This is a genomic window from Leptospira bouyouniensis, from assembly GCF_004769525.1.
Lineage (GTDB): Bacteria > Spirochaetota > Leptospiria > Leptospirales > Leptospiraceae > Leptospira_A > Leptospira_A bouyouniensis.
On sequence record NZ_RQFT01000001.1, the window covers coordinates 110,616 to 126,322 of the forward strand.

At 38.3% G+C, this 15,707-nt stretch carries 18 protein-coding genes; 13 read left to right on the plus strand and 5 right to left on the minus strand.

Features of this window, described 5'->3' with window-relative positions:
* Window position 1 precedes the first annotated feature (1 nt).
* Together EHQ43_RS00535 and EHQ43_RS00540 are read right to left on the minus strand one after the other, a co-directional pair.
* Window positions 2-1,813 (minus strand): methylmalonyl-CoA mutase family protein, encoded by a 1,812-nt coding sequence (locus tag EHQ43_RS00535; RefSeq protein ID WP_135769875.1) that lies wholly within the window; start codon window positions 1,811-1,813, stop codon window positions 2-4.
* 1 nt (window position 1,814) lies between these two features.
* On the minus strand, window positions 1,815-2,123 hold the full coding sequence (locus tag EHQ43_RS00540; RefSeq protein WP_244242569.1) for a hypothetical protein: 309 nt from the start codon (window positions 2,121-2,123) through the stop codon (window positions 1,815-1,817).
* Window positions 2,124-2,189: 66 nt separating this feature from the next.
* On the opposite strand from EHQ43_RS00540, the gene EHQ43_RS00545 reads away from it, so the two are divergent.
* From EHQ43_RS00545 to EHQ43_RS00560, 4 genes are read left to right on the plus strand one after another with little or no spacing between them, the layout of a single operon-like run.
* A complete protein-coding gene (locus tag EHQ43_RS00545) occupies window positions 2,190-2,858 on the plus strand; it encodes a lysoplasmalogenase (RefSeq protein ID WP_135742714.1) in 669 nt (222 codons plus the stop codon).
* Window positions 2,859-2,916: 58 nt separating this feature from the next.
* Entirely contained in the window at window positions 2,917-3,699 is a 783-nt protein-coding gene (locus tag EHQ43_RS00550) for a ferritin-like domain-containing protein (RefSeq protein WP_135753820.1), read from the plus strand.
* A complete protein-coding gene (locus EHQ43_RS00555) occupies window positions 3,699-4,181 on the plus strand; it encodes a DUF2505 family protein (protein WP_135753819.1) in 483 nt (160 codons plus the stop codon). Before EHQ43_RS00550 ends, EHQ43_RS00555 begins: the two co-directional genes overlap by 1 nt.
* A 7-nt stretch (window positions 4,182-4,188) precedes the next feature.
* Window positions 4,189-5,091 (plus strand): DMT family transporter, encoded by a 903-nt coding sequence (locus EHQ43_RS00560; protein ID WP_341867026.1) that lies wholly within the window; start codon window positions 4,189-4,191, stop codon window positions 5,089-5,091.
* Here EHQ43_RS00560 and EHQ43_RS00565 read toward each other — a convergent pair.
* From EHQ43_RS00565 to EHQ43_RS00575, 3 genes are all read right to left on the minus strand, one after another.
* Window positions 5,088-5,834: a S1C family serine protease gene (locus EHQ43_RS00565; RefSeq protein WP_135769876.1), complete on the minus strand. Its 747-nt coding sequence runs from the start codon at window positions 5,832-5,834 to the stop codon at window positions 5,088-5,090. The two genes, EHQ43_RS00560 and EHQ43_RS00565, sit on opposite strands and share 4 nt — an antisense overlap.
* A 320-nt stretch (window positions 5,835-6,154) precedes the next feature.
* Window positions 6,155-6,544, minus strand: a complete 390-nt coding sequence (locus EHQ43_RS00570; protein ID WP_135742710.1) for a DUF302 domain-containing protein — start codon at window positions 6,542-6,544, stop codon at window positions 6,155-6,157.
* Between the two features lie 72 nt (window positions 6,545-6,616).
* Window positions 6,617-7,066, minus strand: a complete 450-nt coding sequence (locus tag EHQ43_RS00575) for a hypothetical protein (RefSeq protein WP_135742709.1) — start codon at window positions 7,064-7,066, stop codon at window positions 6,617-6,619.
* Window positions 7,067-7,206: 140 nt separating this feature from the next.
* On the opposite strand from EHQ43_RS00575, the gene speE reads away from it, so the two are divergent.
* The 9 genes from speE to EHQ43_RS00625 all read left to right on the plus strand — a co-directional run bounded on the left by speE (window position 7,207) and on the right by EHQ43_RS00625 (window position 15,662).
* Entirely contained in the window at window positions 7,207-8,052 is an 846-nt protein-coding gene (speE, locus tag EHQ43_RS00585; protein WP_135753816.1) for a polyamine aminopropyltransferase, read from the plus strand.
* A gap of 6 nt (window positions 8,053-8,058) precedes the next feature.
* A complete protein-coding gene (locus EHQ43_RS00590; protein WP_135769877.1) occupies window positions 8,059-9,318 on the plus strand; it encodes a hypothetical protein in 1,260 nt (419 codons plus the stop codon).
* Window positions 9,308-10,033 (plus strand): hypothetical protein, encoded by a 726-nt coding sequence (locus tag EHQ43_RS00595; protein ID WP_135742706.1) that lies wholly within the window; start codon window positions 9,308-9,310, stop codon window positions 10,031-10,033. Before EHQ43_RS00590 ends, EHQ43_RS00595 begins: the two co-directional genes overlap by 11 nt.
* Window positions 10,030-10,908, plus strand: a complete 879-nt coding sequence (locus EHQ43_RS00600; RefSeq protein ID WP_135742705.1) for a hypothetical protein — start codon at window positions 10,030-10,032, stop codon at window positions 10,906-10,908. The genes EHQ43_RS00595 and EHQ43_RS00600 overlap by 4 nt, the downstream gene beginning before the upstream one ends.
* Window positions 10,905-11,723, plus strand: a complete 819-nt coding sequence (pyrF, locus tag EHQ43_RS00605; protein WP_135769878.1) for an orotidine-5'-phosphate decarboxylase — start codon at window positions 10,905-10,907, stop codon at window positions 11,721-11,723. Before EHQ43_RS00600 ends, pyrF begins: the two co-directional genes overlap by 4 nt.
* Window positions 11,724-11,749: 26 nt before the next feature.
* Window positions 11,750-13,021: an NAD(P)/FAD-dependent oxidoreductase gene (locus EHQ43_RS00610; protein WP_135769879.1), complete on the plus strand. Its 1,272-nt coding sequence runs from the start codon at window positions 11,750-11,752 to the stop codon at window positions 13,019-13,021.
* An 8-nt stretch (window positions 13,022-13,029) separates the two neighbouring features.
* Complete coding sequence (locus tag EHQ43_RS00615) at window positions 13,030-13,833, plus strand: DUF1365 domain-containing protein (protein WP_135769928.1); 804 nt, start codon at window positions 13,030-13,032, stop codon at window positions 13,831-13,833.
* Entirely contained in the window at window positions 13,790-15,103 is a 1,314-nt protein-coding gene (locus EHQ43_RS00620; protein WP_208730819.1) for an SAM-dependent methyltransferase, read from the plus strand. Before EHQ43_RS00615 ends, EHQ43_RS00620 begins: the two co-directional genes overlap by 44 nt.
* A 112-nt stretch (window positions 15,104-15,215) precedes the next feature.
* A complete protein-coding gene (locus EHQ43_RS00625) occupies window positions 15,216-15,662 on the plus strand; it encodes an SRPBCC family protein (RefSeq protein ID WP_135769929.1) in 447 nt (148 codons plus the stop codon).
* The last annotated feature ends 45 nt before the right edge of the window (window positions 15,663-15,707 follow it).

Genomic DNA, 15,707 nt, shown 5'->3' on the forward strand with positions numbered 1-15,707 from the left:
TTTATTTCCCGATCCATTTGGTTTGGGCTTTTTCCATAAACCCAACGAGGTTACGTTTCATGTGAATGAAATCGTCGATGCCGAGGGATTCCGCTTGGCTTATTAGGTCTTTTGGATAACCTGCTAGCAGTTTCCAAGAGTTTGGAAGTTGCGATTTCATTTCTGAAACAAATTCAGGTAAGTAGGTCGCATATTCTTCGTCAGACGAACAAAGGACAACAATCTCAGCTCCAAGTTCTTTGGCCTTTGTCACTCCTTCTTTTACAGAGGAAAATCCAAGGTTGTCAATGATTTCGTATCCGAGGCAACCAATGAAGTTGGAACTAAAACCAGCCCGTGCTTTTCGCATCGTTAGGTCCCCGATGGTCAGCAAAAATACCTTGGGAGCTTTTTTCCCAGACGCCACAAGGAGGTCTGTTTTATTTCTCCACTTATCAAATTCAAAAGAGAGTCTGAGCGGCACCAAACGCTCGTAAGTCGATTTTTCTGAATACGAAATTCTTTTTTCTGATTCGGAGATCGAATCTTTGAGTTCGGAATGCCTTTCTGTAGGGAGTGGGTATTGGTTTGTCCCGAGTAGGATTTCTTTTTTTGAAGCAAGGGCCTCTCTTTTTTTAGAAGCACGTGTTGTGATTTCTTTTTGAATGATTCCTTTTTTTAGAGAGGCACCGAAACCACCATCCTTCTCAATGGATTGGAATTTTTCCCAAGCGGTTTCTGCCAATTTTTTAGTAAGGACTTCCAAGTAGTATGATCCAGAAGCTGGGTCTTCCACCTTGTCTAAAAATGATTCGTAACGGAGGAGGAGTTGAGCATTCCTTGCAATTCGTTTGCCTAACTCTTGTTTTGTGGTGTATTCTGAATCAAAAGGAGAAACGGAAATAAAATCTGCTCCACCAATCACTGCAGACATAGCAGCCGTTGTCCCCCGTAACATATTGACATAGGGATCATATGCTGTGTATTGAAAATTGGAAGTTTGGGCAAGGATAAGGGCAGGGAGTGACTCCCCAAGGCCTGGTTTGTAAGCATTTAGAATTTCTGTCCAAAGGATTCGCATAACGCGGAATTTGGCGATCTCAGTAAAATAATCCGATCCAATTCCCATCCAAAACCAAAGGTTTGCAGCGGCATCTTCTATAGAAACTCCCGCATCCAAATGTTGGTTAAGGTAATCCACTCCCCAGGCAAGGGAATAGGCAAGTTCTTGGCTAATGGATGCCCCTGAATCGCGTAAATACAAACTATGGATACCCACTCCTGCAAAACCCTTTGTTCCTGAAAGAGAGGCAAAACTAGTGCCAATGGAATTCTCTTCACAGCCAAGTTCGCCGCAAAGGAGTGCGGTTCCATACGGATCAAAATCACCAAGTACCGTGTTATGCGAAGGAATTAGCTTTTTTAAGGTCTGGGTAAAATTGGGAGTTCTTGTGGCAAGGGAAACAATGAGTGGAATTCCACCAATTGACTTTGCCAATGTTTCTAAATCAGAAGGTGATACAATCTTACATCCAAAATGAGTACCATTTTCTTCATGGGAAACAAGGATAACTGCATCAACTCCCTTTTCTGAAAGAGAATTGGCTTCGGAATTTGTTGTGACAGATTCAGTGACTTTCCATCCCGGGTTTCGTTTGAAAACTCTCGGTAAAACAGGAAGGTCTTCTTTGCGGTAAAAGGGTTCAATTTTAAAACCTTCTTCGGTTTCCCAGGTCACTTTGTCCCAAGGATTGCCTTTTAGGTCTTTAAGGATTTGGTTTTTCCAATCTTCGGTGGATACTTCGGGGAAGTCTGAAAATAAAAATTCGTTCAATTTATTCCTCTACGATTTGGTAATCTTCCATATACCCAGGGAAGTCGCCTAACCCTCGTGTGAAGGTGAATTTAGCAGGATACACAACCAATCTTTTCCCTGATTGGATAAAAGTTCCAGAGAGAAGTGTAAATGGTGATGCAACGATAAATGCTGCGGTTCCAAGTACAGTCCCTGCAAGTCCCATGGGACGAGCAACAATGAGATCAATCAACATTTCTCCACCAGATGGTACTTCTCTCGCAGATAAGGTTTGTGTCCACAAAAGACAGATTAAGAAAAGGATAGACAAGGGTCGTGTTTGTTTCATAGGCTGATCACTCGGGCTTTCCATCTGATGAAATCTCGAGAATGATATCTGTGTAAAGTAAGAAATATGGCTAAAGAAATTGTTTTGTTTGTTCTCTTTTCTATTGTACATCTCCTTGCGATCGTGACGATCACAAAAGAAGATGTGTTTTATCTTCCATCCAAAATCATTCCAATCTTCATTTTGATTTTTGGATTGATTCGATTTTTCCCTTCTTTGGAAAAAAGAGGGAAATTGGTGGCAGTGGGGCTTGTTTTTTCCCTTTTTGGTGATAGTTTTTTAGCCATCCCAAAAGAAGGTTATTTTGTACCGGGCCTTGGCTCCTTTCTTGTTGCCCAGTTGATTTATTCCTACGCTTTCACCATTGATTCCAAAATCAAACCCATCCTTGCAATTCCATTTTTACTATTTGGAAGTTCCTTCTTTATGATACTTGCACCAAAACTCGGTGCCCTTATGATCCCTGTTGGATTTTATATTTCTGCCATATGCCTTATGGGATGGAGGGCTGCTGCGAGAAATTCGATTACGAAACCATTTTATTTAGGACTTGCAGGTGCTCTCGTTTTTATCCTTTCCGATTCTATTATCGCATATTCGATGTTTCTCAACCGTGAGATGGATCGTTCTGTTGCCTCACTTGGGATCATGATCACGTATTATCTTGCGCAATTGCTCATTTATTCGGCGACAAAGACAGAAGAGTTAGATGTTCAATCTGTGAAAAATACTTGATTCACTTCGCTCAAACGAGTATCGTATTTATGGTTTTACAAAACCAGGGAAAGGGATTATGAAATCACTAAAAAAAACATCCTTTATTGAAGCAGTAGCGGCTGCAATTGAACATGAGGTTCAATGTTTCAATTTTTATCTTAAACTTTCTGAAAGTTTACCAGAAGGACAAATTAGAGAACTCTTCAGCCAACTAGCATTAGATGGTGATGAGCATATCAAATACATCAAAGAAATTTACAAAAGTGCTGAAGGGAAAGAACTTCCAAACTTAAAACAACTTTCGGAAATTGAAAAATTTCATTCTTCTACTATCCAAAAGATTATGGATAGACTCGACCGAAACAAAAATGCAGAAGTGAAAGCCGACGAAAAAAAGGCAATCGAACTTGCGATCCGAGAAGGAGAAGATGCACGTAACTTCTATGCCACCATCCGTGGGAAATTCCAAGATCCAAAAATCAATTTGTTATTCCAAAAATTAGCAAACTTTAATGAATCCAACAATTCATTGTTAGAAGCACAAGCAATGGCGATGGAACAATCAACTCCAGCCGACCAAGTATTTTATTGGGAAGATGAAGAGTTACTCGCACAGGTGAACCCTCCATCTAAATCACAACCAAAACCGAAGGCACAGGCAAATCCGAAACCGAGCCAAAAACCTAAAACAACGTCGAAGGCAAAACCAGCACCAGCTACGAAAACTTCTACCAAAACGGTCACAAAGCCAGCAAACAAAGCTAAGGCGAAAAAAGCTGTCAAAAAGGCTTCTAAACCATCTCCAAAGAAAGCCAAACCGAAGGCAAAACCGGCAAAGAAAAAAGGTAAGAAAAAATAGTGAAGTACCAAGTCACCCATACATTCCCAGTCCCATTAGAGAAACTTTTACATGCGAGAGAGGAGCGATACAAACACCTAGACCAGTTCCCTGATCTAAAGAATGTCACCTTACTCGAAGAGAAAAAAGAAGGAAACCTGATCCACCAAAAACGAAAGGTGAGTTTGGAAGGATCTATGCCTGCCGTATTGTCGGCTGCTCTGAATGACCTATCCTTACTCGAAGAATCTACCTTTGATATCACAACGAATACCCATGAATTTAAAATTTCCCCGCCTGGGAAAGACAATGTGTTTGTGATCAAAGGGAAAAGCAAATACGAAGCCAGTGGTTCTGAATCCACAAGATCGTACGATGTCGACGTGGTATCGAGTTTACTTTTTGTTTCTCCCATCGTAGAGAAGGCAATCGAAGAAATTCACAAACATAGTTTGGAGAAGGATAGAAAATCCATCGCCAAATTTTTAGGGGTTGAAACCTAGGGAAGAAGTGAAAACTTCTCCCCCCTCGTTCCTTCGTTCTGTCTTAGAACTCAATTTGACGATCCTCATTATGGGGAACGTCACTTTGTTTGCCAAACTCCTTCCTTTCCCTGCGGTCACCATCATCTCGGGTCGCGCTTTGTTTTCCGTTTTGATCTTGGGTTTGTTTTTTGCACTCCGACGTAAGTCCATATTGTATAAAAATTTTAAGGACTTTAGTTTTGTTTTTGGGATTGGAATTTTATTTGCTTTGCATTGGGTTACATATTTCCATTCCATCCAGGTTTCTACGGTTGCGGTTGGGATGTTGTCCCTATTCACCTATCCTGTGTTTTCTGCCATCTTAGAACCTTTGTTTGGTGGAAAGAAGCCAGAACCCTTTGCATTATTTCTTGCTTCATTTTCACTCTTCGGACTTTTTCTCATTGTGCCTGATCTGTCTTGGGACAACCAAATGTTCCAAGGTGTGGTTTGGGGAGTGGTATCAGCTGTATTGTATGCGATCCGCAACTTACTCACAAAAGAGATGCATGTACATTATCCAAGTTCTCAAATTCTATTCACACAACTCTTTGCAACCTCACTTTTATTACTCCCGTTTGCTGATGGACTTTCCCAGATGCTTGCAGAACCCAAATACTTACTTTTTCAGGTGGTCTTGGCAGGAATTTTTACTTCCCTTGCCCATACAATTTGGATTCGGAGTTTGTCAAATTTATCTGTTACAACAGCAGGGACATTGTCTACCTTAAGTCCGATATACGGAAGTTTGGCGGCCTGGTACTTTCTTGGGGAAGTACCACCGGATCGATTATGGCTCGGTGGAGGGGTGATTTTGTTTTGTGCTGTGATGGAAGTATTTCGGAAACAAAATGAAAATAAGCCAATTGAAAAAGGGGAAAGGGATTAATTTTCTCCTTTGAGTTCATCTAATTCATTTAGAATCGATTCTAATTCTAAAATATAAGTTGCCATTGCAAATTTATTAGTAAAAATTTCGTCTTCAAAATATAAATACGAAAATCCTACTAACTCACCTCTAATATTAAAAAGTAATCCTGGAACAGGTTTTATCCTAGCTCTGGATGAGATTAGAAGAGATTCTTTTGTTAAATAATTTGATTGAGGGTAAATTTCATCACTGAAGTTCATTTTCGAAATGAAGGTTATAACATTTTGTGATTTCTCTTTTCGATTATGTGAGATTAGAATTAAAAATTGTCCAATTGATAGTTTTAAATTTTTGGGTAAACGAGTCGGTTTTAAATCGCTATTGTTTGGAATTCTTAAAATTGCAAGATTATTTTTCTCATCGATAGTTACAAGTTTAGAAGGGTATTTTTTCCCATCTGCAAGAGTAATTTCCAGATTCGAAGTATGATTTCGAAGTGCATATCGGTTTATAATGACTATGCCATCTTTATTATAGATTACTCCGACTCCAAGTTCGATGGAAGTTTGAGCTTCGGTATTCGCATTTTCTCCATCTTTTACGCTCACTATTACAATTGAATTTTTTACATCATTAAAAATAGATTCAGATAAATTGATAAAAACAGATTCATCGAAATCTAAACTGACACTCTGTGCAATGATGGTATTCGTTTGGAAAATAACTAAAATTTGAACGATAATTTTAAATATATATTTCATATTTTGATCGAAGTTGAGTATCTATTGAGCGAAATGATTTCGTATGATAAGTCCAATTTTAAAGATTGAATCCTTTCAAGTATACTTGTACATAAACTTGTGTCGATTTAATTTTCATAGATAAGTTTTTATTCTACAACTAAAATCCATTGCCACCGATGGTAGCGGAAATCCTTTCTGGGAAAGTAAACAAACTGGAAACGATCAAAAGATTCCAGAAAGATTGGAGCGGACAGCGGGATCGCCTAATCGATGGAATGCGAATTGTCAAATCCATTGGCGAGGCGCCCCCTTAAATTCCAAACAAATTCAAAAATTATCTATTCGTGGAGGTGATGGATCACACGTACCAGTTTGTCTTGGACTTCTTTTGCGATGGTTTCTAGTTCGGAGTTTTGGACAAGTTTTGTCATGGTCATGGGATCAAAGATAGAGACTTTGATTTCTCCGTTTTTTTCTTCTGTCACTACTACGTTGCATGGTAATAACATCCCAATTTCGTCTGTGGTTTGTAAGGCTCTGTGCGCAAAGCTTGGGTTACAGGCTCCAAGGATTGTGTATCGTTTGAAATCGACTCCAATTTTGTCTTTTAAGGTTTGTTTGACATCAATGGTGGTAAGAACTCCAAACCCTTCTTTTTTGAGTGCATCTGTTGTGTCGAGAATCGTGTCTTCAAAACTCTTTTTTCTGTGTACGGTTAACCCTAACATAAATCCTCCGAATTCCTATACCCCATAGGGTATAGGAAGTTTTAAGAAGATGCAAGAGCTTTTTTCATTTTTTTAAGGAGAAGATTCTTTTTTGGGGAGTTTTTGCATCTCCTCAACGCTTGGCAGTTGATTGGATGCGTGCCTGATTTCACCTGAGGCATTGAGTAAAAAGTATTGGGGAAGAGCTTCGTTTTTTAAACTGGCAAATCTGTCATCGAGAATGAGAGTTTGGAATTCGTTGTCGCGAGGTGTGAAGTTGAGTAAGACATAGGTTCCGAGGTCTGGTTTTCCTTCCCCACATTCCAAACCTTTTAACATTTCACAACGGGATTTGGTGACTGCAAGTAAAATGAGTTTTCCTTCTCTCGAGGCTTGTCCAAATGCGAATGACTTATTGTGACCCCAGTGAATTTCTTCGCTCGCCATTTGGTTGATTTTGATGTAACCAAAAACGAGTAGTAAAATAAAAAGTGGCATAGCCAAAAAACCGACGAGGTAAAAAACGCGAGAATATTTCTGCATACAAGTCTATGGAAAGGAACTGTCCCATTCCCGCCAAGTTCAATTTTTAAGCTTTCGTAAAGCTAAAACTTTAAAAAAAACTACACTCTCTTCTTCCCATTCCTATTCTGGTTCAAAGAGAGAATCCTTAGGAGTATTTAATGGAGATTTGGTACACAGAAAAATTGGAATTAGAAAAAGGGCGAGCTGTTAGTTACCGAGTAACAAAAACAATCGAAAGCCTACAATCTCCGTTCCAAAAAATTGATATATTTGAGACACAATCATTCGGTCGTATGTTTACACTTGATGGTGTAACAATGGTTACCAACAAAGATGAACATTCTTACCATGAAATGATTGCTCATATTCCTATGATGAGCCATCCCAATCCAGAATCAGTTCTTGTGATTGGAGGAGGAGATGGTGGAACCGTTCGTGAAGTTTTGAAACACTCATCAGTCAAAGAAGTTGTGTTATGCGAAATTGACAAAGCAGTTGTCGACATCAGTTATAAATACTTTCCTGAATGTGCAGATGCCATGAAAGATCCGAAAGTTATCCACCATTATGATGATGGAGCAAAATTTGCGCGTGATAATAAAGGAAGATTTGATGTAATCCTTGTTGATTCCAGTGACCCAGTTGGTCCTGCAGAAGTATTATTTAAGGAACCATTCTTTCGCGATATGGCAAGTGCCTTAAAACCAACAGGGATCATTGCCACACAAGCTGAATCGTTTTGGTACCATGGTGATGTGATCACTTCACTTTTTGAATTCATTCCTAAGATTTTTCCTGAGTATGGTTACTATTACACAACCATCCCAACTTATCCTTCCGGGATCATTGGTTTTACTTTTTTATCCAATGCTATTGATCCATATTCGGTCACACCAGATCCGAAACGTGTGCCAAAAGGTCTTAAGTATTATAGCCCTGAAATCCATAAAGCTGCTTTTGTTTTGCCTGAATTTGCAAAAGCATACATCAAACGAAAAGGTTAAAACTTTGTGAAATTTCGATTTGTTTCCAATTTCATTTTTTGTTTTTCCCTTTTGGGAAGTGCAAATGTTTTGTTAGCGCAAGAAACAAAAGCAACAGAGATGGAATTGGAAGCAGAATCGTATGAAGAACGCGGGTATCCTAAACGTGCGAACCTCATCCGAGAAAAAATCAAACGAATACGGAAAGAAAACTTTCAAACCAAAAATCCAGAGCCCGTTTACATTCCTTCCAATGCAACATTACCTTCGACAAACAATGGTTCGCTTTCGTTTTTGGATGGGACCTGGGAGTTTGGATTTAGGTATATTCGTCAATACGCTGATTTTCGGTCTGGCAAGGAATGGGCGTTAGATGATGGCCAAGTGGCATCCCAAGCAGGGACACCCTATCTGCCAAGGTCTCCGATAGGGTACCAAAACATCAGAAGCCTTCCTTATTTGATGGAATGGGAAGAAACAAGGAAAAATTCAAATACATTTTCACCAAAAATTTCTTACCAACATAGTTCCAAAAAGTGGGGAATCGAATACATGTACCTGCAATTTTTCACGACTAGGAATTATTTCTCATTTGGTGATATAGGTGGTTTTCAATCTGGTTATCAGACGGATCGTTTTATGGGTGCTGATCATAAACTCATTGTCCAAATTTTTGAGGACTATTCGCATAACAAGAAGTTTGTTTGGGAATTTGGTTTACGGATAGGGTCTCTCAGTACCAATTCTTCCCAACATTCCCAGACATTGGGCCAAACTGGTTTGTTTCGGGATACCATCCAATATGTAGCTCCGAGTACTGGTTTTAAGTTTGTGCACCAATTTTTTGAAAACTACTCTTATGAGTTAGGTGGGGATCTGTTCTTTACCCCTGTGGGTAATCTGAAATATAGAAGGGATAGTTTCACTAGTATAGGTGGGATGAGCCGTTTTAGTGGGGAAAGGGTTGTGACAGATGAAGTGTATTCTTTGTTTTCAGAAAATAGGATACAAACCACGATCTTTGGGTTAAACATTACAACCCAATTGAACTGGGCACCTTTCCAAAATCACAAATTCCATTTAGGACTCCAATCCATCCAATACAATTGGCGTGCCAATGAATCGGAGCTACCTGGAATACGGGCACTCAACCCAGAATCCTATTTGGCTGGGGCACGAGATTATTATTTGAGTTCTGCGTTTTATGAAGCAGATGGGGGGAAAGGTCGACCCATCCGATCGTATCACATTTCAAATTTGTACTTTGGGTATACGTATGTTTTTTAAGATTTTGGATCGTTCCTATGTCTTCGTTTTAATCGTTTTTGGATTTTTACAATGTGGGATTTCATTGAGAGTGTATAGACCATTTCCCAATGAAAGGGAATATGATTTTGTTAAAAAAATGGATCATATTGTGATTCAAGTCAAAGGAGAAAATCGGATCCAAATGGGAGTGTATGATCCCTATTTTTTTGATTCAGAAGCTCTAACCAATGAATACGGTCCTCTCTCGTATTTGATACGAAAAGAACTTTCGATTCGAGAATCCCGTTATCCCTTGTTAATCGAAAGGGGTGGGACTATATTAGTCGAAGAATTTCAGTTGGTTTCGTTAGACCGATGTTCAAAAAATTTAACATTTGTTCGGTTAAAAGCAAAATTTCAAATCCGAGGTTTTGCAGAAGAGGAAATCAATTATTATGATGAAATCGATTCAAAAGTCACTAATTGTTATTTAACAGGGAGTATCATTACATTGGTTCCATTGTTATGGTATGTTCCTTATAATGGATTTCGTGGGAATCGAGAAGACCAATTGAATCAATTAGGCCGAAATGCCTTGACAGAACTTTTCACTCAATTAGAAATCCATTCAGGTTTTATGGAAAAACCAAATGAGTCACAAAAATTAGAGGATCCTAAACCGATACCAAAACAAAATCCCACCAAACAAGAGCCAATTGATCCTAAGTTAAAAGAAATCATGGATAGTTTATGAAACAATTTGGGATCTTACTGTTATTTGGATTTGTGATTTTGTTTTCCAATTGTTATTCTTTGGAAAAACCATATACATATGGAAACCCTTACCATCCAAGTCCTGAATTTACAGAAGATGATCCTCAATTTGAGGAAGGGGAGCCAGTTTGGATTTTAGACCAAACAGGGAATTGGGTTTTTTCCCTACCTTCAAAACTGGTCTTATGGAATCGGAAAGCTGACAACCACCATATTTCAAAAGAAACAAAAGAATATTTGATTCGTTATATCAAAGAAAATAACCTAAGGGATGTTAAAGTTCGATTTAATCAATATGCTCCTTTATCTGAATGGAGACGATTGCCAAAAAACAAAAACATCAACCCGGTGATCCGATATTTTTTTGGTTCTATTTCCCTCTTAGCATATACGTTTTTGCCAGGCCGGTTGTTTGCGGGAACAATTGGGGGTGACCATTACAATTCATTCACAAATACAATCAATATTTACTCAGACTTACCTCCGGTTGCCATCCATGAAGGTGGACATGCCAAAGATTTTTCGCAACGAGAGGAAAGAACATTATATGCCATTGTTTATGCAATCCCTGTTGTTGGATCATTGTACCATGAGGCAAAGGCTTCTGATGATGCTTTGAATTATTTTGCAGAAAAAAACGACGATGCCCAGTTGAATTCTTCATATGAATTATTAACTCCGGCTTATTCAACATATGTAGGTGGCGCTATTGGCGATGTTGTTGTGAATCCGATTACTGCGGTAGCGGTGATCCCTGGACACATCTATGGTCGTTATAAAAAACGTGACATCCCCATTGAGTTAGAAAAGCGCAAACAAAAGAAAAAAATTAAGGAACCTAAATCCAACCCATGAACTCATTTATCTCCAAATTTCATAATCGCCGAGACCAACTTCGGTCCCAACTTTGTATTGGAATTGATCCAGAATTAGAAAAATTACCAAAAGTTTGTTTGGAATCAAAATCTCCCCTTGTTCATTTTTCAGAAACCATTGTCCGTTACACCCATCAGTATGCCGTTGCTTGGAAACCAAACATTGCCTTTTTTGAACGATTGGGGGCAGAGGGATATTTTGCATTAGAACATATGGTCCACTTAATGAAAGAGGTTTCTCCCCTTGTACCGATTGTGATGGATGCCAAACGAGGGGACCTTGCCAATACCGCCAAAGAATATGCGAAGTATTTTTTCCAAACATTAAAGGTGGATGCCCTCACTGTGAACCCTTATATGGGCCGTGATAGTCTTGTTCCTTATTTGGATCTTGGTGGTTATCTCTTTGTATTAGGGTTAACCTCCAATCCAAGTTCTTCAGACTTTCAAAAGTTAAAAACAAGTGAGAATGATTTGTATTTATACGAAGAGGTGAGTGACCAAATGGCTCTTCTCTCTGAATCCTATCCAAACCAAGTGGGACTTGTGGTTGGGGGAACCCATCCTTCGGAAATCGAATCGTTACGAAACCGCCATCCGCATCTTTGTTTTCTTGTCCCTGGATTCGGTGCCCAAGGTGGAGATTTAGAATCGATCATAAGAGCCTCTGGGAAAGAAGCTCTCATCAATTCCTCACGAGGCATCACACTCAGTACCCTTGCAGAAAATTATGGCGAAGTAGCAAAAAAGAAATCAGAAGAAGTGCATTTGATGATGAACCATCTCATCCCTTAACGGTCTAATCACCATTAGGGAAACAAGTGAAAGAAACATTAGCAATTGTCGGAACTGGGATCGCCGGTTTAGGATCCGCTTATTTTTTAAAGAACGATTTTGATTTAACAATTTTTGACAGTGCCGATTACATCGGTGGACATACTAACACGGTGATGGTGGAAGAAGATGGTGTCGAAATACCGATCGACACTGGATTTATTGTTTTTAACCACGTTACCTATCCAAATTTATTACGTTTGTTCCAAACTTTGGGTGTCCCAACAAAAAAATCGGATATGTCTTTTAGTGTACAACATGACCCCACCAAATTAGAGTTTTGTGGTTCAGGTCTTGCCGGATTATTTGCACAGAAAAAAAACTTATTCCGACCTCATTATCTAAAAATGTTACTTGAGATAAATCGATTTAATTCAACTGCACCTAAGATTTTGGACAATCCTACCTATGATGATTGGAATCTTGGTCGTTATATGGAAACTTTTGGTTACGGTAAGGACATTCTCAATTATTATTTAATCCCGATGAGTTCTGCTGTATGGTCTACTCCTCCTGATTTGATGTTGGAATTCCCTGCAAAATCTCTCATCCGGTTTTTTTATAACCATGGATTTTTGGGCTTAAGTACCCAACACCAATGGTACACTGTGGATGGCGGGTCTAAAGAATATGTAAAACGAATCATCCCACCAATTCAGGACCGAATCCGATTGAATACGCCAGTTCTATCTGTGAACCGGTTGCCGAATGGAAAAGTAGAAATTGTTTTACCAGAAGGCAAAAAGGAAGTGTTTGATAAAGTGCTTTTGGCAACACATGGCCACTTGTCAGCAAAACTTTTAGGGAATCCAACCAAACTCGAAAAAGAATTATTACCACTTTATCGTTACCAACACAATACAGCAACCTTACATACGGATGATACAGATATGCCGGCTCTCAAGTCCTGTTGGTCGAGTTGGAATTACAAAATTATCGAATCAAAAGAGGGAAAGATGGAACCTTACACTCTTTATTGGATGAATCGTTTACAAAATGTATCGAAGAAAAAAAACTATTTTGTCACCATCAATGATCCAGGCCGTGTTAAAGAAAGCCACACCATCAAAAAAATTGATTATGAACACCCTTTGTTTTCTGTGGAAGCATCACTTGGCCAAAATCGCCTTCCTAAGTTAAACGAAGAAGGACCTATTTATTTTGCGGGTGCTTACTTTCGATACGGATTCCATGAAGATGGATTTTTGTCTGCGGTGAATGTTGCTAAAAGTATCTTAAAAAGAGACCCATGGACCTAAATTCATGTATGTACGAAGCGGACGTATTCCATATGCGGACCGCACCTACACAAAATAAATTCCAATATAAAATATTTAATTTTTATATTGATTTGGAAGAAATAGACCAGTTGTCCCACAAAAGTTTTTTATTCTCTAGGAATCGTTGGAATTTGTTTTCGTTTTATGACAAAGATCATCTTCAATTTGGAAAAGATTCTGTGTATGAAAACATCAAATCGTTTTTAGAAGTTTCTGGGGTCAAAGAACCTATTGGCAAAATTTATCTCCTTACCAATTTACGTGTGCTTGGCTACGTGTTCAATCCTGTGAGTTTCTATTTTTGTTTTGATACAACAGGGAATCCCCTAACTGCGATTGCAGAAGTAGGGAATACATTTGGTGAAATCAAACCTTATATAGGATTATTCCAAAAGGGAAATGGAACAATTGCCAATCCAGATGTATACATTAGAGAACAAAAAAACTTTTATGTCTCTCCGTTCATTCCTTTGGATTCTGAATTCGAATTTCGATTGAACTTTCCCAATGAAAAATTACAGATCGGTGTCGACTCTTATGAAAATGGAAAACGAATTTTGATTACTTCCTTTATAGGAAAAAAAATTCGCTTTCAAACAAAATACTTATTAAAACTTTTCATCCAATTTCCATTTATTACCGTCAAAATAATAACATTGATTCATTGGCAAGCATTCAAGTTGTGGATCAAAAAAATTCCTTACATACAAAAACACCAAAACTTAGAGAAACAAACAGGAGTTCCCCTTGGAAAAATCAGCGAACCAGTCCCTCTTACAAGAAACGATTGATTCAGAGCTTTTTACTGAACTGAAGGATAAGACAGTCACCGAACAATATCCTATTTATAAAAAAATATTTTTTAAAGCAATGAGTTCCATGAAACGTGGATCTCTTCGTATGATTCTACCTAACGGAGAACAGGTGATCCTTGGGGATCCCAATAGTTCATATGATGTTAAGTTTCATTCTGCTCTAGTACATGTTAAAAACCCTGTTTTTTTTAAAAAATCAGTATTACATGGTGATATTGGTTTCTCTGAATCTTACTTAACAGGTGATTGGGACACAGATTCAATCGAAAATGTAATTTCTTGGTTTATTTTAAATGTGGATGAAGCACCAAATTTATCGGGAGCTAAGAAAAAACTTTTTCATTTGGATTTATTTAACTTGGGAAATAAGTTTTTACACTTCCTAAGAAGGAACACACTAACAGGAAGTAAAAAGAACATCGTAGAACATTATGATTTAGGGAATAGTTTTTATAAATTATTTTTAGACCCAACGATGACATATAGCTCTGCTTACTTTGAATCACTCGATCAAACTTTGGAAGACGCACAAACCACAAAAGTGGATAAACTATGCCAAAAGTTAAAACTAAATCCAAACGACCATTTATTGGAGATTGGAAGTGGTTGGGGTTTTTTATCAATCCATGCTGCTAAAAATTATGGTTGTAAAGTTACAACTGTTACCCTTTCGGAAGAACAATTTAGATTTGCTAAGGAACGAATTGAGAAAGAAGGATTGTCTGACAAAATTGAGATTCGTATCCAAGATTACAGAAAGATAGAAGGAAAATTTACAAAACTTGTATCTGTTGAAATGTTGGAAGCAGTAGGGGATGCCTACTATGAAACTTTCTTTCAAAAGTGCCAGGATTTACTCACTCAAGATGGTATCATGGCATTACAAGTGATCACTTGCCCAGATTCTAGATTTACATCTTTCAAAAAAGGAATCGATTTTATCCAAAAACATATTTTCCCAGGGTCTCTGCTTCCATCGATTGGCCGAATGAACCAGGCAATCAATCGAACCGGCGATATGTACTTACATCATTTGGAAGATATGGGTCTGAGTTATGCCAAAACGCTTAGAATTTGGTTAAAGGCTTTTGAAGACAACCTAACGGAAGTGAGAAGCCAAGGTTATAGTGAAACATTTATTAGAAAATGGAGATACTATCTTGCTTATTGTGCTGCCGCTTTTCAGATGCGAAACATAAGTGTGGTACAATCTGTTTATGTAAGACCGAATAATTTAAATATTTAAATCTCATTTAAGTATTTTACCTACCAATGGATGGATGAATTTCGATCCATTGGTAGCCATTTCCCTAAAAAAACATCTTGCCAATCCAAGGGAAAACCGTATCCCTCTGAGTATGAGAGAAACCAGATCTGTTTTTACATTTGATGAACCTATTGAACGATTGTGGTCAGCGGTCACCGTTTATGAAGTGTTAGTGCATTGGTTAGCAGATGAGGTACGTGGAAGGCCAAAAGTAGGTGGGGATTTTTCTTGGACTTGGAAACTAGGACTTGAAGGGAATTTTACCTCTCACGGTATTTATAAAAAAATTGAACCATTAAAAGAACTTGTTATGGAATGGAAAGACCATCCTGCAGGTGATATATTTTTACAATTATTGTTTGAATCAACAGGACCTAATTCTTCCAAATTAACGGTCGTTAATGGAGGATTTCCTGACAATGATTCTTCACAAGTATGGCTAGACGGTGCCAAAGAAGCGTGGGATGGACAAGCTGTACTCTTAAAAGACTTTTTAAAACAAAACAAAGACATCAGCAAATTTATGAAAAAAACTTGATCTCTCGACCCTTTCTAAAATCCTGGTAAAAGTAAGGGTTGTTAA

What these genes read in the sequence shown, in the direction of transcription:
- EHQ43_RS00570 (WP_135742710.1), bottom strand. Translation starts at nt 6,544, where the DNA reads ATGTTAGGGTTAACCGTACACAGAAAAAAGAGTTTTGAAGACACGATT.
- EHQ43_RS00550 (WP_135753820.1), top strand. Translation starts at nt 2,917, where the DNA reads ATGAAATCACTAAAAAAAACATCCTTTATTGAAGCAGTAGCGGCTGCA.
- EHQ43_RS00565 (WP_135769876.1), bottom strand. Translation starts at nt 5,834, where the DNA reads ATGAAATATATATTTAAAATTATCGTTCAAATTTTAGTTATTTTCCAA.
- EHQ43_RS00575 (WP_135742709.1), bottom strand. Translation starts at nt 7,066, where the DNA reads ATGCAGAAATATTCTCGCGTTTTTTACCTCGTCGGTTTTTTGGCTATG.
- EHQ43_RS00540 (WP_244242569.1), bottom strand. Translation starts at nt 2,123, where the DNA reads ATGAAACAAACACGACCCTTGTCTATCCTTTTCTTAATCTGTCTTTTG.
- EHQ43_RS00595 (WP_135742706.1), top strand. Translation starts at nt 9,308, where the DNA reads ATGTTTTTTAAGATTTTGGATCGTTCCTATGTCTTCGTTTTAATCGTT.
- speE (WP_135753816.1), top strand. Translation starts at nt 7,207, where the DNA reads ATGGAGATTTGGTACACAGAAAAATTGGAATTAGAAAAAGGGCGAGCT.
- EHQ43_RS00600 (WP_135742705.1), top strand. Translation starts at nt 10,030, where the DNA reads ATGAAACAATTTGGGATCTTACTGTTATTTGGATTTGTGATTTTGTTT.
- EHQ43_RS00625 (WP_135769929.1), top strand. Translation starts at nt 15,216, where the DNA reads ATGAGAGAAACCAGATCTGTTTTTACATTTGATGAACCTATTGAACGA.
- EHQ43_RS00545 (WP_135742714.1), top strand. Translation starts at nt 2,190, where the DNA reads ATGGCTAAAGAAATTGTTTTGTTTGTTCTCTTTTCTATTGTACATCTC.
- pyrF (WP_135769878.1), top strand. Translation starts at nt 10,905, where the DNA reads ATGAACTCATTTATCTCCAAATTTCATAATCGCCGAGACCAACTTCGG.
- EHQ43_RS00615 (WP_135769928.1), top strand. Translation starts at nt 13,030, where the DNA reads ATGTACGAAGCGGACGTATTCCATATGCGGACCGCACCTACACAAAAT.